This window comes from Wukongibacter baidiensis (assembly GCF_050888315.1).
GTDB classification, from domain to species: Bacteria; Bacillota; Clostridia; order Peptostreptococcales; family Caminicellaceae; genus Wukongibacter; species Wukongibacter baidiensis.
This window is the reverse complement of the sequence record NZ_CP138202.1, coordinates 2,081,784-2,104,320: the sequence shown is the minus strand read 5'-3', so window position 1 is coordinate 2,104,320 and position 22,537 is coordinate 2,081,784. Positions and strand designations below refer to the sequence as shown.

The following is a 22,537-nucleotide window of genomic DNA, read 5'->3' as shown; positions in this document are numbered from 1 at the left end:
GCCTATAAAAATAAGCTCATCATTATATAATATTTCCAATCGAAATTTTGCAATTCATTATTATGTAGCAATGATATTATTATTTAGTTTTCAGTTGATAGCATAACACTTTTTTTCACGAATTTCAATCATTTAATATAGAATTCTTAAGAAATTGAGCATCATCCGCCACATATATAGGACTAATATTCATTATAATAATAAGAAAAGACCACTTGAAAGTGGACTTTTCATTTGCACATATAGAATTCACAATTCTTTAAATTTACTATTCACGATTTAAATACTCAGCTACATCAGCGACAATACCAGATTCTTTTGATTCCATTACCGCTTTATAAACAGTTGCAGTATCAGCTGCTGGAATTGCATTTGGAATATCAAATCCCATCATTTCAACTGTTTCTTTGATAAAGAATGGACTTACAGCGTTCACTCTCACACCATTGAACTGTTCAACGTTAATTGCGTGAATGTAGCCTTCAAGGCCAACGTTTGCCATGGTGATTGAAGATGCACCTGGCATATAAGTGTGACTTGCAGTACCTGTAGTAACAATAATAAAACCATTTTCTTTAACAGAATGTACACCATATCTTATGAGATCAATTTGACCTCTTAATTTACTATTGATAGCAAGATCAAGGTCTTCATCGCTTTGAATTTGGAAAGGTGCCATTTTACCATCACCAGCTGTTGAAATAATACCATCAACTGGACCAATATCTTCAAACATTTTTTTTATTGAATCTTTATTTTCTATATCTACTTGATAATCACCTCTTGACCGACCAACTGCAATAACCTCATGCTCTTTTCTTAATAATGAAACGACTTCACTTCCAAGTGTTCCTGTTCCGCCAATTACTAAAATTTTCATTCTATATCATCCTTTTCTTATAATTTTTTTGTTGATACATTATACTAAAATTTGGTTTGATCAAGCCATTTTACGATTCTATCTACTAATGCTTTAGATTGATCTTCTTGTAAAAAGTGTGAAGCATCTGTTATTGTAATATGTGGCTGTCCTGTAGAACCAGGGAAATTAGTTTGAAATAGTTTGTCATATCCCTGATCGGCAAGGAATGGATCTTTGTCACTAAAGAGAGTGAGAACCGGATTAGTCCACTTTTTAAGCTTTTGCCAGTCCGCATAAGCTTTGTCTAAATCTGAAGCAACAATCTCGGGCATTTTGCGTGGACCTGCATAATAATCTGGATTTGGGAAGGGTGCATCGTAAGCATCCATCTCTGCTTTAGTTAGTTTTTTTGTAGTTAATAACTGCATTATTTTTCCGATTTCAAGTACCTTTGAGTGACTGAAATAACCAGCCCAATTACCATAATCCATCTTTTGCTCAAGATTATGAAGCGTAGGTTTACCACTTTTTAATCTAATCAGTTTGAGCATTTTAGGCATAATAAATCTTTCTAGACCTTTAGATTCTGAAAGGGCCGTGTTTGCCACAATTAAACGGTCCAACCACTTGGGATTATTAGCTAATACTCGTAATCCAATCATGCCACCCCAATCTTGCATAAAGGCTGCTGCGTGAGTGATACCTAGTTTTTCAACGAATGTTGACATCCATTTAACATGAGCACTGTATGAGTGATCATTTGAATCAACTGGTTTGTCAGATTTACCAAAACCAATTAAGTCAGGTGCAATTACACGATACCCCTCTTTTACTAATTCAGGTATCATATGACGGTAAAGGTAGCTCCATGAAGGTTGGCCGTGAAACAGAAAGATGGCTTTATTATTTTTATCTCCTTCATCGAGATAGTGCATCTTTATTCCATCCAGATCCATATAATTTGGTTTGAACGGGTAGTCCTTTAAGTTAGAAAAATATTTTTCCGGTGTAGTTAATATCCTTTTAGTCATTTCATACTCCTTTCTTTCAATAATATCTTGCAATTTTATGTCTGCTAAATATTATCCACAATCAAGTTTGCTTATTGTTCTTATTGATTTTAGTATAATATTATAGATTGAAAATGTATAGTACTATAATTTTTCGTATATACTACGTAAAAAAGGAGTAAAGTTGATATAACTGGGTTTAAATTATTAAAATATTTTATACATCTCAAATCGTAGTGTCAAATTTGCCATATATTAAGTTGCTATAAGAAAAATGCTCCAACTGATTTGACTGCAAAATCATAAATTTTACTTAAGTTATGGAGGCTTTATTGACAGCGGTTATACTTTCAAATATATTATAGTTAAATGTATGCCTAATAAGTAGTACTATAATATTTATAAGATACTATGCTATTTCGTAGAAATGCTGAAAATAAAGGAGTTGGTAATGATGAATAAGGATTTACTTAAAATGGGTTGTAGTGTAGGCATTGCCAATGTGGTTATGCAGGGGAAATGGAAATTTGCTATAATTCATTTTCTCTCAAAAGGTACAATGAGATTTGGAGAAATCCACAGAGCTTTGCCGAATATTCGACAAGGATATTTAACACAGCAATTACGAGAGCTTGAGAAAGACGGAATTGTACATCGTGAAGTATATAAACAAGTTCCTCCTAAAGTTGAATATTCACTTACTGAAATCGGTCGTGAGTTTTTGTCAGTGACAGAAGCCATGGACGAATGGGGGAAAAAGTATATTAAATTGCTACAAGAGACAGTTGAAGCTGAAGATAAGTAATGCTTCTTATAATAATGGGAAATGCAAAAACCACAGTTAAGATAGGTTAGATGAACCGTATCATAATTGTGGTTTTTGTTGTAATAAATTCATGATATACGACGTTGAACTATAATATATATTAGACTAATAAAAAATGGATATTTACTTAAACCAAAATAATGATTTGGAGTAGATATCCATTTTTAATATTCTTCTTATAGTTAGAAGCATTTCATTAGGATATACTTATATATAATCGAATAGGTGGATATAAAAAGGAGAGCTACTATACTAAAAAGTATTGTTTTATTGATATTCACAATTTCATCCCCTTTTGCATATTGATATAGCTTATTATTCTAACCATATTATGTATTTTTTTAAAGAATATTTAAAATTAGGATAAATATTTTGATGAATGAATAGTGATATTTTGTAATATAAATGATAGTTAAAAAACCAAACCATATACGAATACATCATACCTTCCTATATAGTTAAAATAGCTTAAACCCATAATATCTGCTAATTTTTTTAGCTTTCTAAGCTCCTCATCTTTTAGTCTAAGCCTTCCTCTTTACAGGTATGCATCATCTCCGTGATCGTTGTACTGCTTAATCCATCCTCTGATTGATGTTTTAGTTACATTCATAGACTTAGCGATCCTTTTTAGAAGTTAATATATAATTAGTTATTACATGCTTCTCCTACTAAATAATCAATAAACTGGTGAGCAGTTCTTCCAGAACGACCATTATAACGCATTCCCCAGTGAAAGGCCTTTTCTTTTAAAATATCTGTAGGCATGTTAATACCCTTTTTTAGAGCAACTTCTTCGATAATTTTAAAATATTCTTCTTGATTAGGGGACAAGTAGGTAATGGTTATGCCAAAACGATCAGAAAGAGAAAGCCTTTCTTCTCTAGAGTCTTTTTCATGAAGGTCATCTGCTAAAGATTCTTTGATCAAATGTCTACGATTAGAAGTAACATAAATTAACACATTGTCTGGCTTTATTTCTAGTCCCCCTTCGATCATTGCTTTCATATACTTAGAATCTGTTTCAAAATCTTCAAAGGATAAATCATCCATAAAAATAATAAATCGAAGCCCTCTATTTTTTATTGCTTTAACAATATCATAAAAATGAACCAATTGATTCTTGGAAAGTTCTATCATACGCAAACCATGATGGGCATATGTGTTTAATAATGCCTTAACTGAAGAAGATTTTCCCGTCCCTCTATCTCCAAATAATAAAACATTGTTTGCTTTCTTACCATTTACAAAGGCTTCTGTGTTTTTAATTAATATTTCTTTTTGATAATGATATCCGATTAGATCTTCAAACTTTATTGGATCTGGGTTTTCTATTTCTTTAAGGCCATTATCCCATCGAAAAGCAGCATATTTACCAAATTTTCCAGTACCTACAACATGATAATGCCTAATGAAATATTCCACTAGCTCCTCACATGATAGGGGTTCTGAAAAAGCTTTATATAGATTTTTTACTTTTTTGGTGTATTGTATTGAAAAATAATCTTCTTTTTCATTTATTTCAAAGAAATCACAAAAACTAATAGTTTCAATGCCTATGGTGTTTTCGATTTCCTTCCAATTTATTTCATAAAGGGCTTTGAGAATATCCATATCATGAACAGCAGTGGTATATAAGGTTTTACTTATTTCAAAGCTTTCTTTTTCGCATGCTAAACTAAAGACATTTTCATCATCTAGTAAAAGCATGAGGAGGTAGTTTTTCCATAAATAACCGCACACTCTTTCTTGCTGAGCTTTTTCAAGTAATTTGTAATAAGTTCTATAATAACAGTCTTTAAAACTTCCTTTGGATCTATTTATATCATCATAGTAAATATCTAATAAATATTGAACATTCTTTACTATAGGGTCCTCTAATATTTGATGATATAGGATCAATTTATTGTAAGGTATAGTTGTATTCTGCATGTTTTCACTCACCCCAAATTATTATTTGAATTTTTAAAATATCTGATGATTATGTTCTATTATAGAGTGATGAAAAGAACGTGTCTACAAATTTCAGAGTATTAGAGTGATTTTAGCAAATAAGGCTAAATTTAAGGGGTGACTTATAGTAAAAGTGGACAATGGAATGAGTGAAAAAAAATGATAAGATAGAGATGTCAAACATGCTTCATAGATAATAAAAATTATAAGTGATCAAATTTGAGAAATAAAGGAGGAATAAAAATGGCTTATCCAAAAGACCATTTGACAACACGCTCAATAATTAAGCATGGTAAATATGCATTGATTTCACCTGAAGGAAGAGTTATAAATGTCATTCCTGGGTTTGAAGGTTTTAAAATGACAATCCTAGCTTCTCCTAAACTAGGAGCAAGTTTTGCACAGTATATTGCAGAGGTATCTCCAGGCGCAAAAACAACAAAAGCTTTTGGAGGAGATGGAATTGAAACCTTTGTATTCTTGATGGACGGAGAAGGAGAATTAACTGTTACAGTTGGTGATGAAGAACATGTAATTAAGAGGGGGGGATATGTATATGCCCCAGCCGATGTTGGAATGAATATGAGAAATGATTCTAATAGTACTATGCGTATCTTACTATATAAACAAGTGTATATCCCAGTAGAAGGATTCAAAGCATGGACTGTATGTGGCAATATAAATGATATTGAAGAGAGAATTTATGAAGATATGGAAAATGTTTTTATACAGGATTTATTACCATCAGACTTAGGGTTTGATGTGAATATGCATATTTTAAGCTTTGAACCAGATGGATCTCATCCTTTCATTGAAACCCATGTACAAGAGCATGGAGCATACTTGTTATCGGGTCAAGGAATATATTTAATAGGTGAAGACTGGGTGCAAGTAAAGAAAGAAGATTTTATTTGGTTTGGAGCATTTACGCAACAAGGTACCTATTGCACAGGACGTGAAAGATTAAGTTATATATACTCAAAAGATTTTAATAGAGATGTAATTTTATAACAAAAGGGATGAGTTCATGAACACTTCTTTTGAAAGAATTAAAAGAGACATTGAGAACTTAAGTATGTACAATCAGACCCCAGAGTTAGGCTGTACCAGACCTTCGTATAGTAAAGAAGACAGAAAAGCAAGAGATTATTTACTTAGAGAAATGAAGCGTCAAGGTCTGAAAATAACGATTGATGGTATTGGGAATATTCGAGGAAAACTTGAAGGAAAAAATCCAGATTTTCCGGCTATTATGACAGGATCTCATATTGATACCGTTTTAAAAGGAGGAAAGTATGATGGTATTGTCGGTGTAGTAGGGGGATTAGAAGTTATTCGTACCATAAAGGAAAATGCTTTGAAGCTGAATCATCCTATAGAATTGGTGATCTTTTCAGAAGAAGAAGGGGCTAATTTTGGGATTACAACAGCTGGAAGTAAGGCTTTAGTAGGAGAATATTGCTTAGGGGATATCAAAAATATAAAGAATAGTAAGGGTATAAGCTATTATGAGATACTTAAAGATTTTGGTTTGGATCCAGACACAATTGATGACACAAAATTAAAGAGTAGCGATATTAAGGCTATGATAGAGCTACACATAGAGCAAAGTGTAGTGCTGGAAAAGAAAAGAAAATCAATAGGCATAGTCAAAGGGATAGCAGGTAGACGTGCATATAGTATTGAGTTAACAGGGGAGTCTAATCATGCTGGAGCTACACCAATGAACTTAAGGAAAGACCCTATGGTAGTAGCGGGAAAGATTATATCAAGTATTAATCAGGTAGTGAAAGAAAATGGATTAGATACTACCGTAGCAACTGTAGGAAAAATAGATTGTCAGCCGAATGTATCCAATATAATAGCTCATAGGGTCAGATTTACAGTAGATATTCGAGATGTGGAAAATGACGCGATGGATCATGTATTAAATGGATTGAAGAGCTTGGTGAGAAATGTAGCTGATGAAAGCAAAGTTGATTATCATATAGAATGTATCGGGGAGTCAAATGGTATATTACTTTCAGAAGATATTGTAAACACAATCGAGGAAGTTGTAAATGAGAATAATATTTTCTATTGTAAGATGAACAGTGGAGCAGTACATGATGCAGCATTATTAGCAAAGCTTGTAGACGTAGGGATGATTTTTATCCCAAGTAAAGATGGAAGAAGTCATGTTCCAGAAGAATATACGTCATATGAAGACATTCAACAAGGCTGTGATGTACTATTAAAAACTATTCTTAGGTTAGATAAAATGTAGTTTACATATAAATCCTAGACAATAAATATAAAAATTTTGGGAGGGGTAACAATGAGTTTTTTAGAAAAAATTTATAGAGATGAAGATGTGAGTTTAGATGTTTTAGAAGGTAAAACTATTGCCATTATTGGTTATGGAAGCCAAGGGAATGCACAGGCAAACAACTTAAGGGAAAGCGGCGTAAAAGTAATTATTGGAGCAGGTCCAAAGTGGAGATTTACAGATTGGGAGAGGGCTGAAAATGACGGGTTTGAAGTAATGGCTATATCAGATGCGGTAAAAAAAGCTGATATTGTACATATTTTACTTCAAGATCCCGCACAACCAGGAGCTTATTATGAATCTATCCATGAACATTTAAGAGAAGGACAGACATTGAGCTTTGCTCATGGATTTGCAGTTCTTTATGGTACGATTAAGCCACCCCAAAATATTGATGTAGTACTATTTGTACCTAATGGACCAGGTCCTGTAGTAAGACAGAAATATCTAGATGGTTCTGGTATATATGGAGCTGTAGCTGTAGATCAAGATTGTTCAGGTCATGCAAAGGAAACGGCTTTAGCCATTGCAAAAGGTGTGGGAAGTACACGTGTTGGAACCATATATTTATCATTCCAACATGAGACCGAGGGAGATAACTTTGAAGAACAAGTATTGTATGGTGGAACCATTCATTTAATGAGAGCCATATATAAGGTAATGACTGATCATGGATATCCAAAATCCTTTGCATATGCAAAGGCTATAAGATCTATTCGTTCAATTATCGATGATATTGATGAAGTAGGTATAGAAGAGTACTTAACTAGAAGGGCAAGTAGAACTTGTGAATTTGCAGTAAGAACTTCTGGACCTAGAGTAATTAATTATGAGGAAATTGATAGGATCTTTGAAGAGACGGAAAAAGGAGAATTTGCTAAGCGATGGCTTATTGAGTTTAATCATGGAATGCCTACATTAAATAGAATGAGAAGAACTTGGAAAGATTCAGATATGGAAGAAGTAGGAAGAGAATGGAGAGAAAAATTTGATTAATCTTTAACAATTTCTGAATTTAGTTATATTAACATAGATAAGACAGGAGAAATGAAGAGACTAACTCGTTACACCAGTTAAACGTATATTTAACTAGTGTAACGAGTTTTTTTTGAAAGTATTCTGCATTTGAAGCATAACTACTCTTTTTTTAGATAATAGCCTATCAGTTAAATATTATTTTTAGCAATTGCAGATACAGGTTACCACACAAAAGCTATAAAGATTAAAAAATATAGAGTTGAGGTTATACCTTACACTCTTCTAGTTGAATAATGGATAAAATTCTAAATCGATGTAGTCAAAATAATTTGATACCTTAAAGTTGTAAGATTGAGTGCTTAAAGTTTACGCATCTATACGGATGGAGAGATCTTTTAATCATATAATACAAGCATTTGTACTCATCTGGAAAAACAATAATAAATTTTTATCCCTATGGGACAAAGAAGTCTTTACTAAATTATTATAAAATTAATCCAAGAAGGAAAATTGTTAAAATAATCTCATGATTTTAGTAGTAAATGAGAGGGCCCGTATTGAAAACGATTTCCTGTCAGACTAACAAAATATTGACATTTCATATCAAACAAGGATTCATTAATTCTATAGCTAGAGGTTACTTAAAACTATTGAAAGTAGGGATATAGAGTGTATGATTTGGTTATTATGAATGGCAAAATTGTAACAGTGGATAGGATTTACGAAGCAAATATTTGTGTAAAGGACGGAAAAATCGCTGCGATAGTAGAATCTCAAAGGGAAGTGGAATCAAAAGAAGTGCTAGATGTTCAGGGAAACTATATATTCCCAGGTGCAATCGATACTCATGCACATCTAAATGATCCTGGATACAACTGGAGAGAAGATTATACACATGGTACTGCAGCTGCAGGCGTTGGTGGATTCACAACTATTATTGATATGCCTATGCAGAATGAACCGGCACTAACAGATGGAAATATTTTTGACAAGAAACAAGAAAGTGTTTCCCAAAATGCTTATGTAGATTATTGTTGCTGGGGTGGTTTAGTAGATTATAACTTGGGTTCATTAAAGGAATTAGATGATAAGGGGTGTGTAGCATTTAAATCTTTTATCGGTCCGGTTTCACCAGACTACGTATCATTAACGATCGGTCAGGCAAAAGAAGCTATGGAGATATTAAAAAGTTGTGATGCCAGGGCAGGTTTCCATTGTGAAGATTATTCTATTATTAAGTGGGAAGAATCAAGAGCGAAGAAAAAAGACAAGAACGATTGGAGAGATTTTCTTGACACTAGGCCGGTTATAGCAGAACTGGTGGCAACTCAAAATATTATAGCTGTAGCAAAAGAACTCGGTGCAAAAGTACATATTTGCCATGTCAGTCACCCCAGTGTTGCGGACGTAATCAGACAGGCACAATTAGAAGGTGTTGATGTAACTGGAGAGACATGTGGTCACTATCTTACATTTACTGATGAAGATGTTATAAAGAATGGGAGCTTGTTTAAGTGTGCACCACCATTAAGAGAAGCCTCAGCCGTTGAAGAATTGTGGGAATATGTTAATGACGGTACATTGAGCTGTATATGTTCTGACCACTCCCCTTGCGAGCTAAGTGAAAAAAGTGTAGAAAAACATGGTATCTTCGGTGCATGGGGAGGCATAAGCGGTATTCAGAATGTAATGCAGGTTGTATTCAGTGAAGGTGTGGTAAAAAGAGGGTATTCTCCAACTTTACTAGCAAGATCATTAAGTGAAGGTCCCGCAAAGACTTTTGGGATCTACGGCAAGAAGGGTGCAATTGAAGTTGGATTTGATGCAGACATTGTTATTTTAGACCCGGAGATAGAATGGGAGATTACTCCAGAATCTTTATACTATGTTAACCCGATATCGGCTTTTGTAGGATTAAAGGGTACAGGGTTACCGGTATGTACAGTTGTTAGAGGTCAGGTAATAGCAAAAGAGGGTAAATTAATAGGCGAGAAAGGATTCGGTGAACTTGTAAAAAAATTAAAGTAATTTTATAAGGAGGTACTTAGATTGGAAATAGAAAAAATAGATGTATCGGAAAAATTCTGTCAAAGTACAAAGAAAGAATTATTGCCTACAAAACATAGGATTATGGATAATATTTCGTACCTAGCAGCTTTCCTCGGTGGTTGTGTATCAATTGGTACATTTTCAATGGGGGCAAGTCTGATTGGAATATTGAACTTGACTCAGGCGATCGTAGCTATGGCAATAGGCTGTACGGTAATAGCTATTGCACTTGTTCTCTCAGGAGCAGCAGGACATAAATACGGAATTCCATTTACTATACAAGCTAGAAGTACATTTGGTATAAGCGGTGTGAAAATCCCGGGATTTTTAAGAGGAATTCCAGCTATTATATGGTTCGGTTTCCAAAGTTGGGTTGGAGCGGGAGCACTTAATGTCTGTTTTAAAACATTATGGGGTTTCGATAATTTACCAATAGTATTCGTTGCATTTACAATTCTTCAAATAGGCTTGGCTATAAATGGATTTCATGGTATCAAGTGGCTTGAAAATATAGCCGTAGTATTCATATTAGGGGCATTAGCCTATATGTTCTATTCAGTGTCTACGAAGTATGGACTCGAAGTAGCTCAAAAGATCACGAACATAAAAGGTACTTGGGGCTTACCTTTCTGGGGTGGTACAACTGCATTTCTTGGGATATATTCTACAATGATACTTAATGGTTCAGATTATTCAAGAGAGCTGAAACGTAAAACTAGGCCAATGACCACAGGAAGCCTATATTGGCTATCTATTCTTCCGGCTACTATATTTATGGGCTTAATAGGCTTAATGGTAAGCGGAGGAACTGGTAATAATGATCCTGTAGCAGTATTCTCTACTGCGATGGATAATAAGCTAATGATGCTTATTACTTTGTCCTTTGTTGCATTTGCACAGGTATCAACAAATGTATTAAACAATATCGTTCCTCCTGTATATGTATTGATGAATACTTTCAATATGTCATATAAGAAAAGTGTAGTCTTAGTTGGAGCTTTGTCGATACTTTCCTGCCCATGGTTGTTGGTAAGACCTGAGTCCGCTGTCGGCTTGTCACTATTTGTACAAACTTACTCAGCTTTCTTAGGTCCAATATTTGCAGTTTTAGTTGTTGACTATTTCCTATTGAGAAATAAAAAGTTGAACCTTGATCATTACTATGATTTAGAAGGTCCATTCAAGGGAATTAATTGGGCAGGCATTCTAGCAATAATTGGCGGATCTATTGTATCACTGTTCTTTATCAAAATTTCATGGTATGCAAGCTTGATTCCAACAGGTCTTCTGTACTATGCTCTTTTGAAAAATATGAAGGGCTTATCTGGCTTCCGCAAAGGAACTATATTCGAAGAATAAGATTTACTCGAAATCAACACAAATTAATATTATCAAAGATAAAAGTGCAGGATTACAATGCCAGCACTTTTATCATTTTGCCATTGAAACATGATGCAATTGGGCTAAGTAGACTAATTTTTAGAGGTGTGGTATAAATTAAATTAAAGAATAAAAATGTTTTTCCTAAATACTGTACAAGTAAAGGATAATAAGAAAAAAGCTCAGAAAGAAAAAATAGCTAATGGACGTTATACAAAATAGATAAATCTAAAGAAAAAAATTATCAACATAATCGAAGAAATAGACGTAGATAATTGTTAGTATTAAATAAAAGAGCAATGAGCTATTGATTTGTATTAATTTAACACAGATTATTCACAGAAAACTCAAAACTACTTGCACCATTTTAAATGTTCCATAAATAATCTGGGTATAAACTTGTGTTTTAAATGATTTTAGCATTTGGAAATTGAGTTTAAATCTAGCAGTAAGGAGGGACTTTTATGACTCAGTACGATATAAAAGAAAAAATCACAACATACATTGATGCATTGTCATGCATTGGAGCCAACGACGAGGGTGGCATAACGAGATTGCTATACACACCTGAATGGAAAGCCACTCAGGAAGAAGTGCTAACAATCATGAAAGGTATCGGCATGGAGGCAGATTACGATGAAGTGGGCAATCTCTTTGGTCGCTTTGAAGGGGAAATGGTGCCGGAGGAAACAATTCTGATCGGCTCGCATATAGATACAGTTAAGAACGGTGGTAAATATGATGGTCAGTTTGGAATCGTTGCAGGTATTATTGCTGCTGAGTATCTGAAACAAACTGAGGGTAGCCCGAGACGAAGCATTGAAGTGGTGTCTATTGCAGAAGAGGAGGGTAGCCGATTTCCTTATACCTTCTGGGGGGTAAAGAATATTCTAGGTTTAGCAGCAAGAGGGGATGTCCAAGATATAGAGGATTCTCAAGGCACCAAATTTGTAGATGCAATGAGAGCTGCCGGCTTTGACTTTTCACAAAAAGGTAAGAAACTTCGGAAAGATATTAGGCAATTTATTGAAATACATATTGAACAGGGCAGTGTGCTAGAAAAAGAAGGGAAGTCAATTGGTGTTGTAACGGCTATAGTGGGACAGAGGCGGTATAATGTAGAGGTTACAGGGCAATCGAATCATGCAGGCTCCACACCCATGAGTTATCGAAAGGATGCCGTCTATGTTACCAGCAAGATGATAAGCAAAATAATAGATGCTGCAAAATCCTATGGCGATCCACTGGTAGCAACTGTTGGAAATATTGAGGTTTCTCCTAATATCGTCAATGTTATAGCAGGTAAGGTTAAATTCACAATTGATATTCGGCATACAGATCAGAACACACTATGTAAGTTTACGGAGCTTGTTGAAAATGAACTAGCAAAGTTAGCTAAGGAACATGCAGTTCAATTAAATGTAGAGATGTATATGGACGAAAAGCCTGTTCAAATGTGTAAGGAACTTGTTTCAAGCATCAAAAATATTTGTAAGGAAAGAGAATTAAAGTATAAAGTGATGCATAGCGGAGCAGGCCATGATTCTCAGTTAATGGCACAATATGTACCTACAGCTATGTTATTTGTCCCAAGCGTCGATGGGATCAGCCATAACCCGTTAGAGTATACATCTTTAGAAGACCTCGCTGTCGGAGTTGAAGCCTTAATACATATTCTGAAAAAATTGGCCTATTAAATAAGTACAGTAATAGTAAGTTGTCAAAAAAAGTAAAAGAGAACCCCACGCTTGCTAAATACTTGGTAGCGCAGGGTTCTTCTGTGATATTATTTCTTTTCAAGTAAGGTTAGAATTCGGAGTCCCATTTCAATATCCAACCTAAATTCCCTATCTTCAAAATTGATACCCATAATTTCTTTGATTCTGTTGATCCTGTATTGTACCGTTTTGTAGTGAATATAGAGCTCATCTGCTGTTCTTTTAGCGTTGGCATTGTTATTTAAGTAAACCATAAGTGTTTTTATAAGATCATTATTCTTTTCAATATCATATTTGCTGAGTTTCATCAATGTAGGAGGAATAAACTTCTTAAGATCTTCGAGGTCCTTGTATTGGCAAAGCAGTCTATTAACACCAAGATCATTGTACTGAATGACTGATCCATCACCATAAACCATTTGACCGAAAGAGATTGCATCACAGGCTTCTCGGTAGCTTCTACTGATATCGGCAATATGGTTGGCTTCTGTACCTATGCCAATGGTGACGGCAATATTTTTAATCTGCATTTTGATGTTCTGGTAAAGTTCATCTGCAAATCTCTTTATACTTTCTGGCAGAACACCATGGGAGGGAAATAAGATTAGAAAGCGATCAGCCTTACTGATAATGATCATTGACTGTGAATAATGGTAAGCAGTACTGTCTATGACCATCAAAATACGACTGATGGATTCCTTTATCCTGAGGACATTATTATCTTCCAAAGGGTTCTGTAACTGGACAAGAATCATAACATGAGGTTTGTTAAGATCCCAGCCGACGGTTTTGGCCCTCTGGGTAATGTCATCTTCAGAAGAATATCTGGCGTTGATGATGTCATCGATAATATCATTTCTGAATCGATATTTGATTTCTTTAATCGCCCGTTCTTTGACGAGGACTAGAGAAAGGTTTGAAACACTAGTTTCTAAGGCGACGAAATCCAGTTCATTTAGTGACCGATCCATCTCTGCCACAGCAATGTAAGCCTTTATGTAATTCAAAACTGTCACAGGTGTAGTGACAAAGGTCTCTTCAAATTCAAGTTCTTCTCGTTCAAATCTGATAAGCTGACGATAGAGCTTAAGATTTGTATCTGCTTGCAGTTCCGATAGGTTCTTAGGAGTACGGATAATCTTATTATACTTTTCATCTGATGAGGCAAGCATCTTCAATTCTTGATTGAAAATAATGACCGGATGTTTGATAATTCCGGCGAGTTTAAGGGCTATGGCCTTAAGATTACCATCATTCAGAGCCAGATCGATAAACTGATTATGACAATTTTTATAATGTTCTAAAATAGTCAGCTGGCGATTAAACAGTTCGCTCATGACGGGATACATGATATCGATATATTTGACATCTTCAGGAAGTTGCAAGATTGGTAGGCCATTACGATTACCTTCCTCAATAATGACTTGAGGAATTTCCTTTGTTACTCTGGAAATCTTTACAATCAGCCCACTGGCACCCTTTTCCGCAAGTTTAGCTACCATTTCACGTTGTTTTTCGAAATCTGAGTGGAAGTTATACAGACTAGTTAGCAAAAGCTCCCCGCCTTTAATCCAATTGGCGATATCAGGCGCTTCGACTATAGTAATACCTGTGACATTTTTTTTCTTGACCGTTTCTTTGCCAGCGACAACTTCAATGCGTTCAAAACATTTAAGCTGCAATGCTTTAGTTAACTTTAAAGCCATAAAACACCTCCTAAATAATGTAACGCTATCGATTCCACGGCGATCTGTATCCAAACATTTGTAGAAACTTATCCGCTGTGATTACATATTTTCACGATGCTAGCTATAAATTTTTTCAGCTGATTACTTCTGGTTGAAGAAATATGTTAAGAATTATAAAAGATGTCTATCAGTATTATATCATAGATAAGGGGGGGAGATATCATAGGAAGCTAAGTGATTTTTTGACAAAGAAGCTTCCCTTAAAAACTAATAAAATATGCAAATTTAGGACAAGCTGCTTTTAATAAATGAATAGTAATATAAATGATAATTTAAAAACTAAACCCTACACTAATACACCACACCTTCTTAGATAGTTAAAATTAGTTTAAACCCATAGGGGTCAACTATATATGGAGGTGTTTTTACATGGAGTGCAAACTAAAACCAGAGCAAATTGAAAGGGATCTAACAGAGCTATGTATTAATATTGGCGATAGACATGTTGGGAGCCTAGGGAACCAAAAGGCAACAGATTATGTATCTAAGAGGCTTGAGTCTAATGGCTTTAAAGTTGAAATGCCGGAATTTAAATGTATTGACTGGGAATATGGAGAAGTAACTCTTAAGGTTGGAAATGAGAGTGTTGAAGCCTTTCCTAGTCCCTATTCACTTTTTTGTGACATTGAGAAGAGCTTTGAGACAGCATGTACCCTTGAGGAGCTATCTAACAAGGATTTTACAGATAAGATTGCTGTGCTGTATGGAGAACTATGTAAAGAGCAGTTAATGCCTAAAAACTTTGTGTTTTATAATCCAGAAAGTCATAAAAAGATTGTTAGCACGATTGAAGAGAAGGCTCCTATTGCTGTTGTAGCAATAACAAGTCGAAATCCAGAGCTTGCCGGAGCTTGGTATCCTTTCCCTTTATTTGAAGACGGAGATTTTGATATTCCATCTGTATTTTTAACTGAGGAAGAGGGAAGGAAAATTTTAAGCAGTGTAGAAGATAAAATGTATCTGAAGATTGAGTCAAAGAGAATACCATCAAAGGGATATAATGTGATTGGAACTAAAGAGGGGTCGAGTAACCAGAGGATAGTTTTCTGTGCTCATATTGATACTAAAAAGGGAACTCCTGGTGCTTTAGATAATGGAACAGGAGTTACATCTTTGCTTGCATTGGCAGATTTACTAAAGGATTATAAGGGGCGATACTGCATAGAAATCTTAGTGGTAAATGGAGAAGACTATTACGCTGCTTCAGGGCAAATGCTTTATTTATCAGATAACAAGGATAGATTCAATGATATTTTACTGGCAGTAAATAGCGATGGAGCAGGGCATAGAGGCTATAAGACAACCTTTAGTTGCTTTGACTGTAAAGAAGGAATGCAACAATCAGTGCACAAAGCTTTTGAAGATAATGAGAAGTTCATAGAAATCGATCCATGGTATCAAAGCGATCACATGATATTTGTGATGAATGGAATATCGGCAGTTGCTATAACCTCCGAGAACGTTATCGAGGTTATGACAGAAATTGCCCATACTGCTGATGATAAAATAGATAAAGTTGATAGTAATAAAATACTAGAAATTGCCCAGGCAATGAAGGACATTATAAAAGGATTAGATGATAGTATATAATAGTAACAAAATGGGATAGAAGTGATGTGATAATAATGAGGGAAAAAACCTATACTACAAAACAAATTGCCGACATTACAAATGTACACCCAAATACCGTGAGGCTATATGAAAAATGGGGATATATTTCAAAGACAGAGAGAATGAAGAATAACTATAGAATGTTTAATGAAAAGCACCTATATCAGATGAGGCTGGCCAGGGTATCTTTACCCGGGCCCTATCCCATTGATGGGAAAATAGTACATGGGTTAGTAAAGAAATTTGCAGCCGATGATGTTGAAGGAGCACTGAAGTCAGCAAAGGAGTACTTAGAAAAAGTAGATGTAGAGACTGAAAGGGCTAAAGCTGCTTTAAGAGTCCTTGATAACTGGTTTGAAGATAATTTAGGAGATAGGAATAATATAATAATAAGGACGAGAAAAAAAGCAGCAAACTATATAGGTGTATCTATAGATTCATTAAGGACCTGGGAAAGAAACGGTTTGTTTAGTATAGAAAAAGATAGTAGAGGTATTTTGATATTTTCTGAGTGGGATATAGAGAAAATCATGGTTATTAGATTGCTACGAAATTGTGGATATAGTATAGCATCATTATTAAGGGTATTTGGTAAGGAGGGAAAGCTAGAAGAAAAGCCCTCTAAGATATTATCATTGCCTGATAATGACTCAGATATTAATTATGATACCGATATGTTTCTTAAGTATTTAGACGAACATAGAGATCGTGCTAAGAAAATCATTGAATTAATCATACAAAAATATCCTTATTATGAAGGAAAATACAAAAATAAGTAGAATAATTATATTTGCACAAAACGATATGGGGAAAACAGGGGGTAATAAAAAATGTTTAAGACGAAGCATATAATTTTAGGGTTTATTCTATTTCTAGTAGCATTTTCTTCCTTAGCCTTTGCAGAGGGGCCTACTAAGGTGTTGATAGATGGAAATGAAGTAGATTTAATTTTCGAACCAACTGCAATACATGGAAGATCGATAATTCCAATAAGATTCATTGCAAGAAGTCTTGGGCTGGATTTAGATAGTAATATTAGAATAGATTCTATAGAGTCACAAAAGGATGATAAAAATATAGAATCTTTAAATACTATTGATTCTAATCTTATTTATGAATACAATAAGGAGCTAAAATATAGTATTTATACTAGCAAAATCATCGATACGTACCTTATAGCAAGTGCTTTATATCTTGATTTTGATAGTCAAATTATAATGCCAAGTACTGATCAACATGAGTTATATAGAAGGGCAAAGGAGTATTTTTTACCCTACAAAGATCATGACTTTATAAAGAACTTTAATAATTATGTCTTTTACAATGACATAAACGGAGATGCAATAGGAATTCTACTTAGCTGTTCGAATTCTCCAGATTTAAAGCCTACACATGAATTTCAACCTCAATATAGAAACTGGATTTTTAGAGATGAAAAAGAAATAGAAAAATTTTTAAGCCAGTTAAGAAGCTTTTATATAGATACAAATGCTGAGGAATTCTTTAAGCAAAATAGCGATTTATATGCAGCTGCTTCTAATTATATTAAAGACAATATTGAAAACACTGAAGTGATAAACTTATTTAAGGAAACTGAGAAATACCTAGGGAATAAAAGCAAGTATTATTCTGGGGATAACATAGAATATAAAACTCTTATTACACTTTTTAGACCATCTATGGCATCATTTTATAGTATTAGAACCGATAAAGGAGCTTTGATTATTAGTTTCCAATCTCCAAATGATTTTTCGAGAAATCCTGAAAAGTTTGATATAAATAATACTGTAAGTAATACATTACATGAAACCCTACATAGCTATATAAATCCCACAGTGGCAAGCAATGAAAGCTTAATTTCAGAGCTTACTGTGTTTAAGGAAAAACAAGATTATGCCCATCAGATGTATCAATCGATGCCATGGAACAGGATTGTAGATGAAAACTTTGTTAGAGCTATACAAGGGAGAATATATAAAAATGTGCTAGGTGAAGAACGGGCAATGAATGAAATTATAGATATACAAATAAAGTATGGTGGATTTAAGAATTTAAAATCCATATATGATAAGCTTGATGAATATGAGAAAGATAGGGAGAGATATCCCATGATTGACGATTTTATTCCTAAGCTTATCAAGGAGTTATTTAAATAGTTTACCATAGTAAGAAAAGAAAAATGGGGCTGGCTCATAAAGATCTCTTATGAGTACAGCCCCATTTTTTTAAGTCTAAGCACTCTCATAGAAAATATTTTCTTCTACAACGCCCTTACTATCTAGTGATTTTAAGGTACTGTCTATCATTGCTTTAGAGCCGCAGATATAAACCTTATACCCATCTAAATCCATTTCCTCAATGATATTTGTGACATAGCCCCTAATAGACCTTTCATCGGTTGGTCTAGATACGACCTTTATATATTTAAAATTATCATACTTGTATTCTAGGTTTTTAAAATAATCATCGTAGATGAACTCATTTTCGTATCTCATACCACAAACTAATGTTACATCTTGATTTAAGTTGTTTTCTAATACATCCCTAGCCATTGGTATAAAAGGGGTAATACCAATACCGTTCGCTACAAAGAGGACCTTTTTAGCATTTTTATCAACCAATAGTTCATTACCCAATGGACCTTCTAGGGTAACAGTATCACCCTCTTTGAATTGATCAAAGATGATATTTGTACCGTATCCATCGGAAACTCTTTTTATAATAACACTTAAGCTAGAACTATCTTCATTATAGGAGGCTATAGAGTAAGCTCTATACATATTTGGATTATCCTTTATCTTTATAACGAAGAATTGCCCCGGCTTATAGTCTACATATTTAGGATCTTCGAAGGTAAACACATACTCATTTATATCTTCAGCTAGTTTATTGATCTTATGAATCTTAGCTTTGATTTCCTGTCTTTCATCATAGCCTTCAATATTAGTTGCATCCTTAGTGGAAATTGCTTCAGCTTTAGTCTCTAAGGAAAGGATTCCAGCTGGACAATTTACTACACACGTTGAACATCGTATACAAGCTTCGTGATCAAACTGATTATTGTCAGAGAACTCCAAATGAGGATTTAGCTGCATAGGACAGACACGTGAGCATTTACCACATTTATGACACATTTCCTTGCTTGCTATTGAAATTTTCTCATCAGCCTTTTTAGTTGTACCTAATAACTTTCCAAGTTTATAAGAAAAAGTCTGCATTACACCCATAGGACAAATATTACACCAGGTTCTTGGAGCAAAAAAGATACTAAACCCACCACCTAAAATAGTTACCATTAAATAACTTCCTACAAAAATGAAGCCCAATTTATCCCAAAACGATATAGTTCCCCAAATAGTAGAGACCCTTATGAATTTTGTTGTTAACTTATACATAAAGAAACCAAAGAAGAGAAATGCGGTTATCTTTGTTCTAAATAATTTTGGAATCTTTCTGTTTCTACTTATTGGCATTATAAGTGAATCAAACAAACTTCCATGGGCACAAAAATTGCCACACCAATATCTGCCTTTAAAGAAAGAAATAGTAGTTAAGCCAATCATTACAGGAATAACTAATAAACCTAGCTTCGGATAAAACAGACCTCCAAAGGCAACTAATAGAGTAAAAATCCATCCATACTTTCTTATTGCCGTAAAGGCCCGATTAGTTTTAATATAATAAGAACTTGCCATAAAAAACTCTCCTCCTAATTACATGATTACACCCTATACCCTAGGGGTGTATATTTTTATTATATTCAATATATTGATTATTGTCAAAATAATTTGGAAATTTTTTTGAAAAATATTTTATCCATAGAGTAGGGGTATAGTCCCATTGTCGAAAATTCATCCATTCATTAATCTACCTACAAATGATATACTAGGATTAATAGAAATTTACAGAAGGAGTATGAATCAATGCTAAAAAACGCGAGAATGTTATTAAAAAAGTACTATGGTTATGATAGCTTCAGAAAGGGACAGGAGAAAATCATAGAAAGCATTTTACAAGGGAGAGATACCTTTGCTATAATGCCTACCGGTGCAGGAAAGTCCATATGCTATCAAATACCAGGGCTTTTACTTAATGGATTGACCCTTATAATTTCTCCACTTATTTCACTTATGAAGGATCAGGTTGATGGTCTCCAAAATATCGGAGTGCCGGCAACCTTTATAAATAGTTCAATTGGATATAGAGAGGTTCAAGATAGAATTAATAAAGCTAGAAATGGAGAAATAAAACTTTTATATATTGCTCCCGAGAGATTAGAGGCCGAGGGGTTCAGAGAAATGATTAGAGACCTTGAGATATCTCTAGTTGCGGTGGATGAGGCCCACTGTGTATCTCAATGGGGCCATGATTTTAGGCCAAGCTATAGAAGTATTGCACATTTAATAAGGGAATTACCTACTAGACCTATCGTTTCTGCATTTACGGCTACAGCTACTGAGGGAGTAAAAGAGGATGTTGTAAAACTTCTAGGCCTAAGGGATGGCAATGTTTACGTTACGGGCTTTAATCGGGAAAATCTATATTTTGCCGTGGAAAGAGGAGTAAACAAAAAAGACTATATATTGAAATATATTGAAAATAATAGTGATGAAGTAGGTATAGTTTATGCTGCTACTAGAAAAGAAGTAGATAGTTTGTATGAAGTCCTCAAGAAGAAAGGACATAGGGTAGGAAAGTATCATGCGGGCATGGGTGTAGTGGAAAGAAAAGAAAGTCAGGATAGCTTTATATATGACGACGTAAATATTATTGTTGCTACCAATGCCTTTGGTATGGGAATAGATAAATCTAATGTGAGGTATGTAATTCACCAGAATATTCCTAAAAATATGGAGGCATATTATCAAGAAGCTGGTCGTGCCGGCAGGGATGGAGAACCAAGTGAGTGTATTTTACTATATGCCCCTCAAGATACCTTACTTCAAAAGTTTATGATTGAGCAAAGCATATTCTCTCCTGAAAGGCAAAAAAATGAGTATAAAAGATTGCAACATGTAGTGGATTATTGCCATACATCTAAGTGTATACGTAAGTATATTTTAGAGTATTTTGGAGAAGAGGATATCGAAGAAGAATGTGGAAATTGCAGTACCTGTATGGATGACAGGGAGCTTACTGATATTACGATAGAGGCACAAAAAATATTCTCCTGTATCTACCGTGTAAAGGAACGTTTTGGGACAACCGTGATTGCTCAGGTCCTTAGGGGCTCTAAAAATAAAAGAATTAGAGAGCTTGGATTTAATAGTTTATCAACCTATGGTATCATGAAGGAATATACCGAGAAGGAGATAAAGGACTTAATAAATATATTGGCAGCCGAAGGCTATATTGGACTTACCGATGATCAATATCCAGTTGTAAAGCTTAGACAAAAGGCTATACCAGTATTGAAGGGTAAGGAAGAAGTATTTCAGAAGGTTCAAAAGAAAAAGGAAAAGGTTATTGAAGATAATTCTTTATTCGAAGTGCTTAGAAGTCTTAGAAAGGATATTTCAACTAGAGAAAAGGTGCCGCCATATATTGTATTTTCAGATAGTACCCTACGTGAAATGAGTAAATACTATCCCCAGGATTACGATTCAATGTTAAACATTAAAGGGGTAGGAGAGATGAAGCTTGAAAGATATGGAGAAGAATTCTTAGCTGCTATTAAGAACTATGTAATAGAGAACGGTGTTAAGATGGATGAACTAGATATAGAAATGCCAAAGGAAAATTCTAAAGAGCAGAAAGCTAAAGAAGAAAAGGTTGCAAGTCATGTTGTAACCTTCAACATGTATAAGGAAGGGATGTCACTCAAAGAAATCTCCCAGGAAAGGGATATTAAACAGATGACTATAGATAAACATATTATTAGATGCGCTGTGGAAGGATTAGATGTAGATTTAGATGAATTTATTCCTTCTGAGTATGAATCGCTTATTGTTGAGACTATTGAAAGAATAGGGGCTGAAAGATTAAGGCCAATAAAGGATGAACTGCCGGAAGAAGTAGATTATTTAGCTATTCAAGCAGTAATTTGTAAATATAAAAGCAGTGTTTCTTAAAGTAAAATTTTAAAAGGATGATA

The 22,537-nt window shown here is 34.3% G+C and carries 16 protein-coding genes; 11 read left to right on the top strand and 5 right to left on the bottom strand.

Annotation, left to right across the window (positions count from 1 at the left end):
• Nucleotides 1-268 precede the first annotated feature (268 nt).
• Both R9X47_RS09510 and R9X47_RS09505 read right to left on the bottom strand, forming a co-directional pair.
• Entirely contained in the window at nt 269-880 is a 612-nt protein-coding gene (locus tag R9X47_RS09510) for a short chain dehydrogenase (RefSeq protein WP_432666564.1), read from the bottom strand.
• Nucleotides 881-924: 44 nt separating this feature from the next.
• Complete coding sequence (locus R9X47_RS09505; RefSeq protein WP_432666563.1) at nt 925-1,893, bottom strand: haloalkane dehalogenase; 969 nt, start codon at nt 1,891-1,893, stop codon at nt 925-927.
• 430 nt (nt 1,894-2,323) lie between these two features.
• Between R9X47_RS09505 and R9X47_RS09500 the strand changes: the two genes are divergently transcribed.
• The gene (locus R9X47_RS09500; protein WP_432666562.1) at nt 2,324-2,677 is read left to right on the top strand and encodes a winged helix-turn-helix transcriptional regulator; all 354 of its coding nucleotides are present in this window, start codon (nt 2,324-2,326) and stop codon (nt 2,675-2,677) included.
• A 669-nt stretch (nt 2,678-3,346) separates the two neighbouring features.
• Here the strand turns inward: R9X47_RS09500 and R9X47_RS09495 are convergent.
• On the bottom strand, nt 3,347-4,630 hold the full coding sequence (locus tag R9X47_RS09495) for an ATP-binding protein (RefSeq protein ID WP_432666561.1): 1,284 nt from the start codon (nt 4,628-4,630) through the stop codon (nt 3,347-3,349).
• Between the two features lie 264 nt (nt 4,631-4,894).
• On the opposite strand from R9X47_RS09495, the gene allE reads away from it, so the two are divergent.
• The 6 genes from allE to allC all read left to right on the top strand — a co-directional run bounded on the left by allE (nt 4,895) and on the right by allC (nt 13,063).
• Nucleotides 4,895-5,662, top strand: a complete 768-nt coding sequence (gene allE, locus R9X47_RS09490) for a (S)-ureidoglycine aminohydrolase (protein WP_432666560.1) — start codon at nt 4,895-4,897, stop codon at nt 5,660-5,662.
• A 16-nt stretch (nt 5,663-5,678) separates the two neighbouring features.
• Nucleotides 5,679-6,917 carry a M20 family metallo-hydrolase gene (locus R9X47_RS09485; protein ID WP_432666559.1) on the top strand — a complete coding sequence of 413 codons (1,239 nt, stop codon included), beginning with the start codon at nt 5,679-5,681 and terminating at the stop codon, nt 6,915-6,917.
• A gap of 51 nt (nt 6,918-6,968) precedes the next feature.
• Complete coding sequence (gene ilvC / locus R9X47_RS09480) at nt 6,969-7,955, top strand: ketol-acid reductoisomerase (protein ID WP_432666558.1); 987 nt, start codon at nt 6,969-6,971, stop codon at nt 7,953-7,955.
• 651 nt (nt 7,956-8,606) lie between these two features.
• Entirely contained in the window at nt 8,607-9,965 is a 1,359-nt protein-coding gene (allB, locus tag R9X47_RS09475; RefSeq protein WP_432666557.1) for an allantoinase AllB, read from the top strand.
• 21 nt (nt 9,966-9,986) lie between these two features.
• On the top strand, nt 9,987-11,345 hold the full coding sequence (locus tag R9X47_RS09470) for an NCS1 family transporter (RefSeq protein ID WP_432666556.1): 1,359 nt from the start codon (nt 9,987-9,989) through the stop codon (nt 11,343-11,345).
• A gap of 485 nt (nt 11,346-11,830) precedes the next feature.
• Entirely contained in the window at nt 11,831-13,063 is a 1,233-nt protein-coding gene (allC, locus tag R9X47_RS09465; protein ID WP_432666555.1) for an allantoate deiminase, read from the top strand.
• An 89-nt stretch (nt 13,064-13,152) separates the two neighbouring features.
• On the opposite strand, the gene R9X47_RS09460 is transcribed toward allC, so the two are convergent.
• Nucleotides 13,153-14,790, bottom strand: a complete 1,638-nt coding sequence (locus tag R9X47_RS09460) for a PucR family transcriptional regulator (RefSeq protein WP_432666554.1) — start codon at nt 14,788-14,790, stop codon at nt 13,153-13,155.
• Nucleotides 14,791-15,201: 411 nt separating this feature from the next.
• Here R9X47_RS09460 and R9X47_RS09455 point away from each other — a divergent pair, with 411 nt between their 5' ends.
• From R9X47_RS09455 to R9X47_RS09445, 3 genes are read left to right on the top strand one after another with little or no spacing between them, the layout of a single operon-like run.
• Nucleotides 15,202-16,422 carry a M28 family peptidase gene (locus R9X47_RS09455; RefSeq protein ID WP_432666553.1) on the top strand — a complete coding sequence of 407 codons (1,221 nt, stop codon included), beginning with the start codon at nt 15,202-15,204 and terminating at the stop codon, nt 16,420-16,422.
• Between the two features lie 35 nt (nt 16,423-16,457).
• Nucleotides 16,458-17,222 carry a MerR family transcriptional regulator gene (locus R9X47_RS09450; protein ID WP_432667614.1) on the top strand — a complete coding sequence of 255 codons (765 nt, stop codon included), beginning with the start codon at nt 16,458-16,460 and terminating at the stop codon, nt 17,220-17,222.
• Nucleotides 17,223-17,273: 51 nt separating this feature from the next.
• A complete protein-coding gene (locus tag R9X47_RS09445; protein WP_432666552.1) occupies nt 17,274-18,599 on the top strand; it encodes a DUF4932 domain-containing protein in 1,326 nt (441 codons plus the stop codon).
• A 75-nt stretch (nt 18,600-18,674) separates the two neighbouring features.
• Here R9X47_RS09445 and R9X47_RS09440 read toward each other — a convergent pair whose 3' ends face one another.
• On the bottom strand, nt 18,675-20,138 hold the full coding sequence (locus R9X47_RS09440) for an FAD-binding oxidoreductase (protein WP_432666551.1): 1,464 nt from the start codon (nt 20,136-20,138) through the stop codon (nt 18,675-18,677).
• Nucleotides 20,139-20,366: 228 nt separating this feature from the next.
• Between R9X47_RS09440 and recQ the strand changes: the two genes are divergently transcribed.
• Nucleotides 20,367-22,514, top strand: a complete 2,148-nt coding sequence (gene recQ, locus R9X47_RS09435; protein WP_432666550.1) for a DNA helicase RecQ — start codon at nt 20,367-20,369, stop codon at nt 22,512-22,514.
• Nucleotides 22,515-22,537 lie beyond the last annotated feature (23 nt).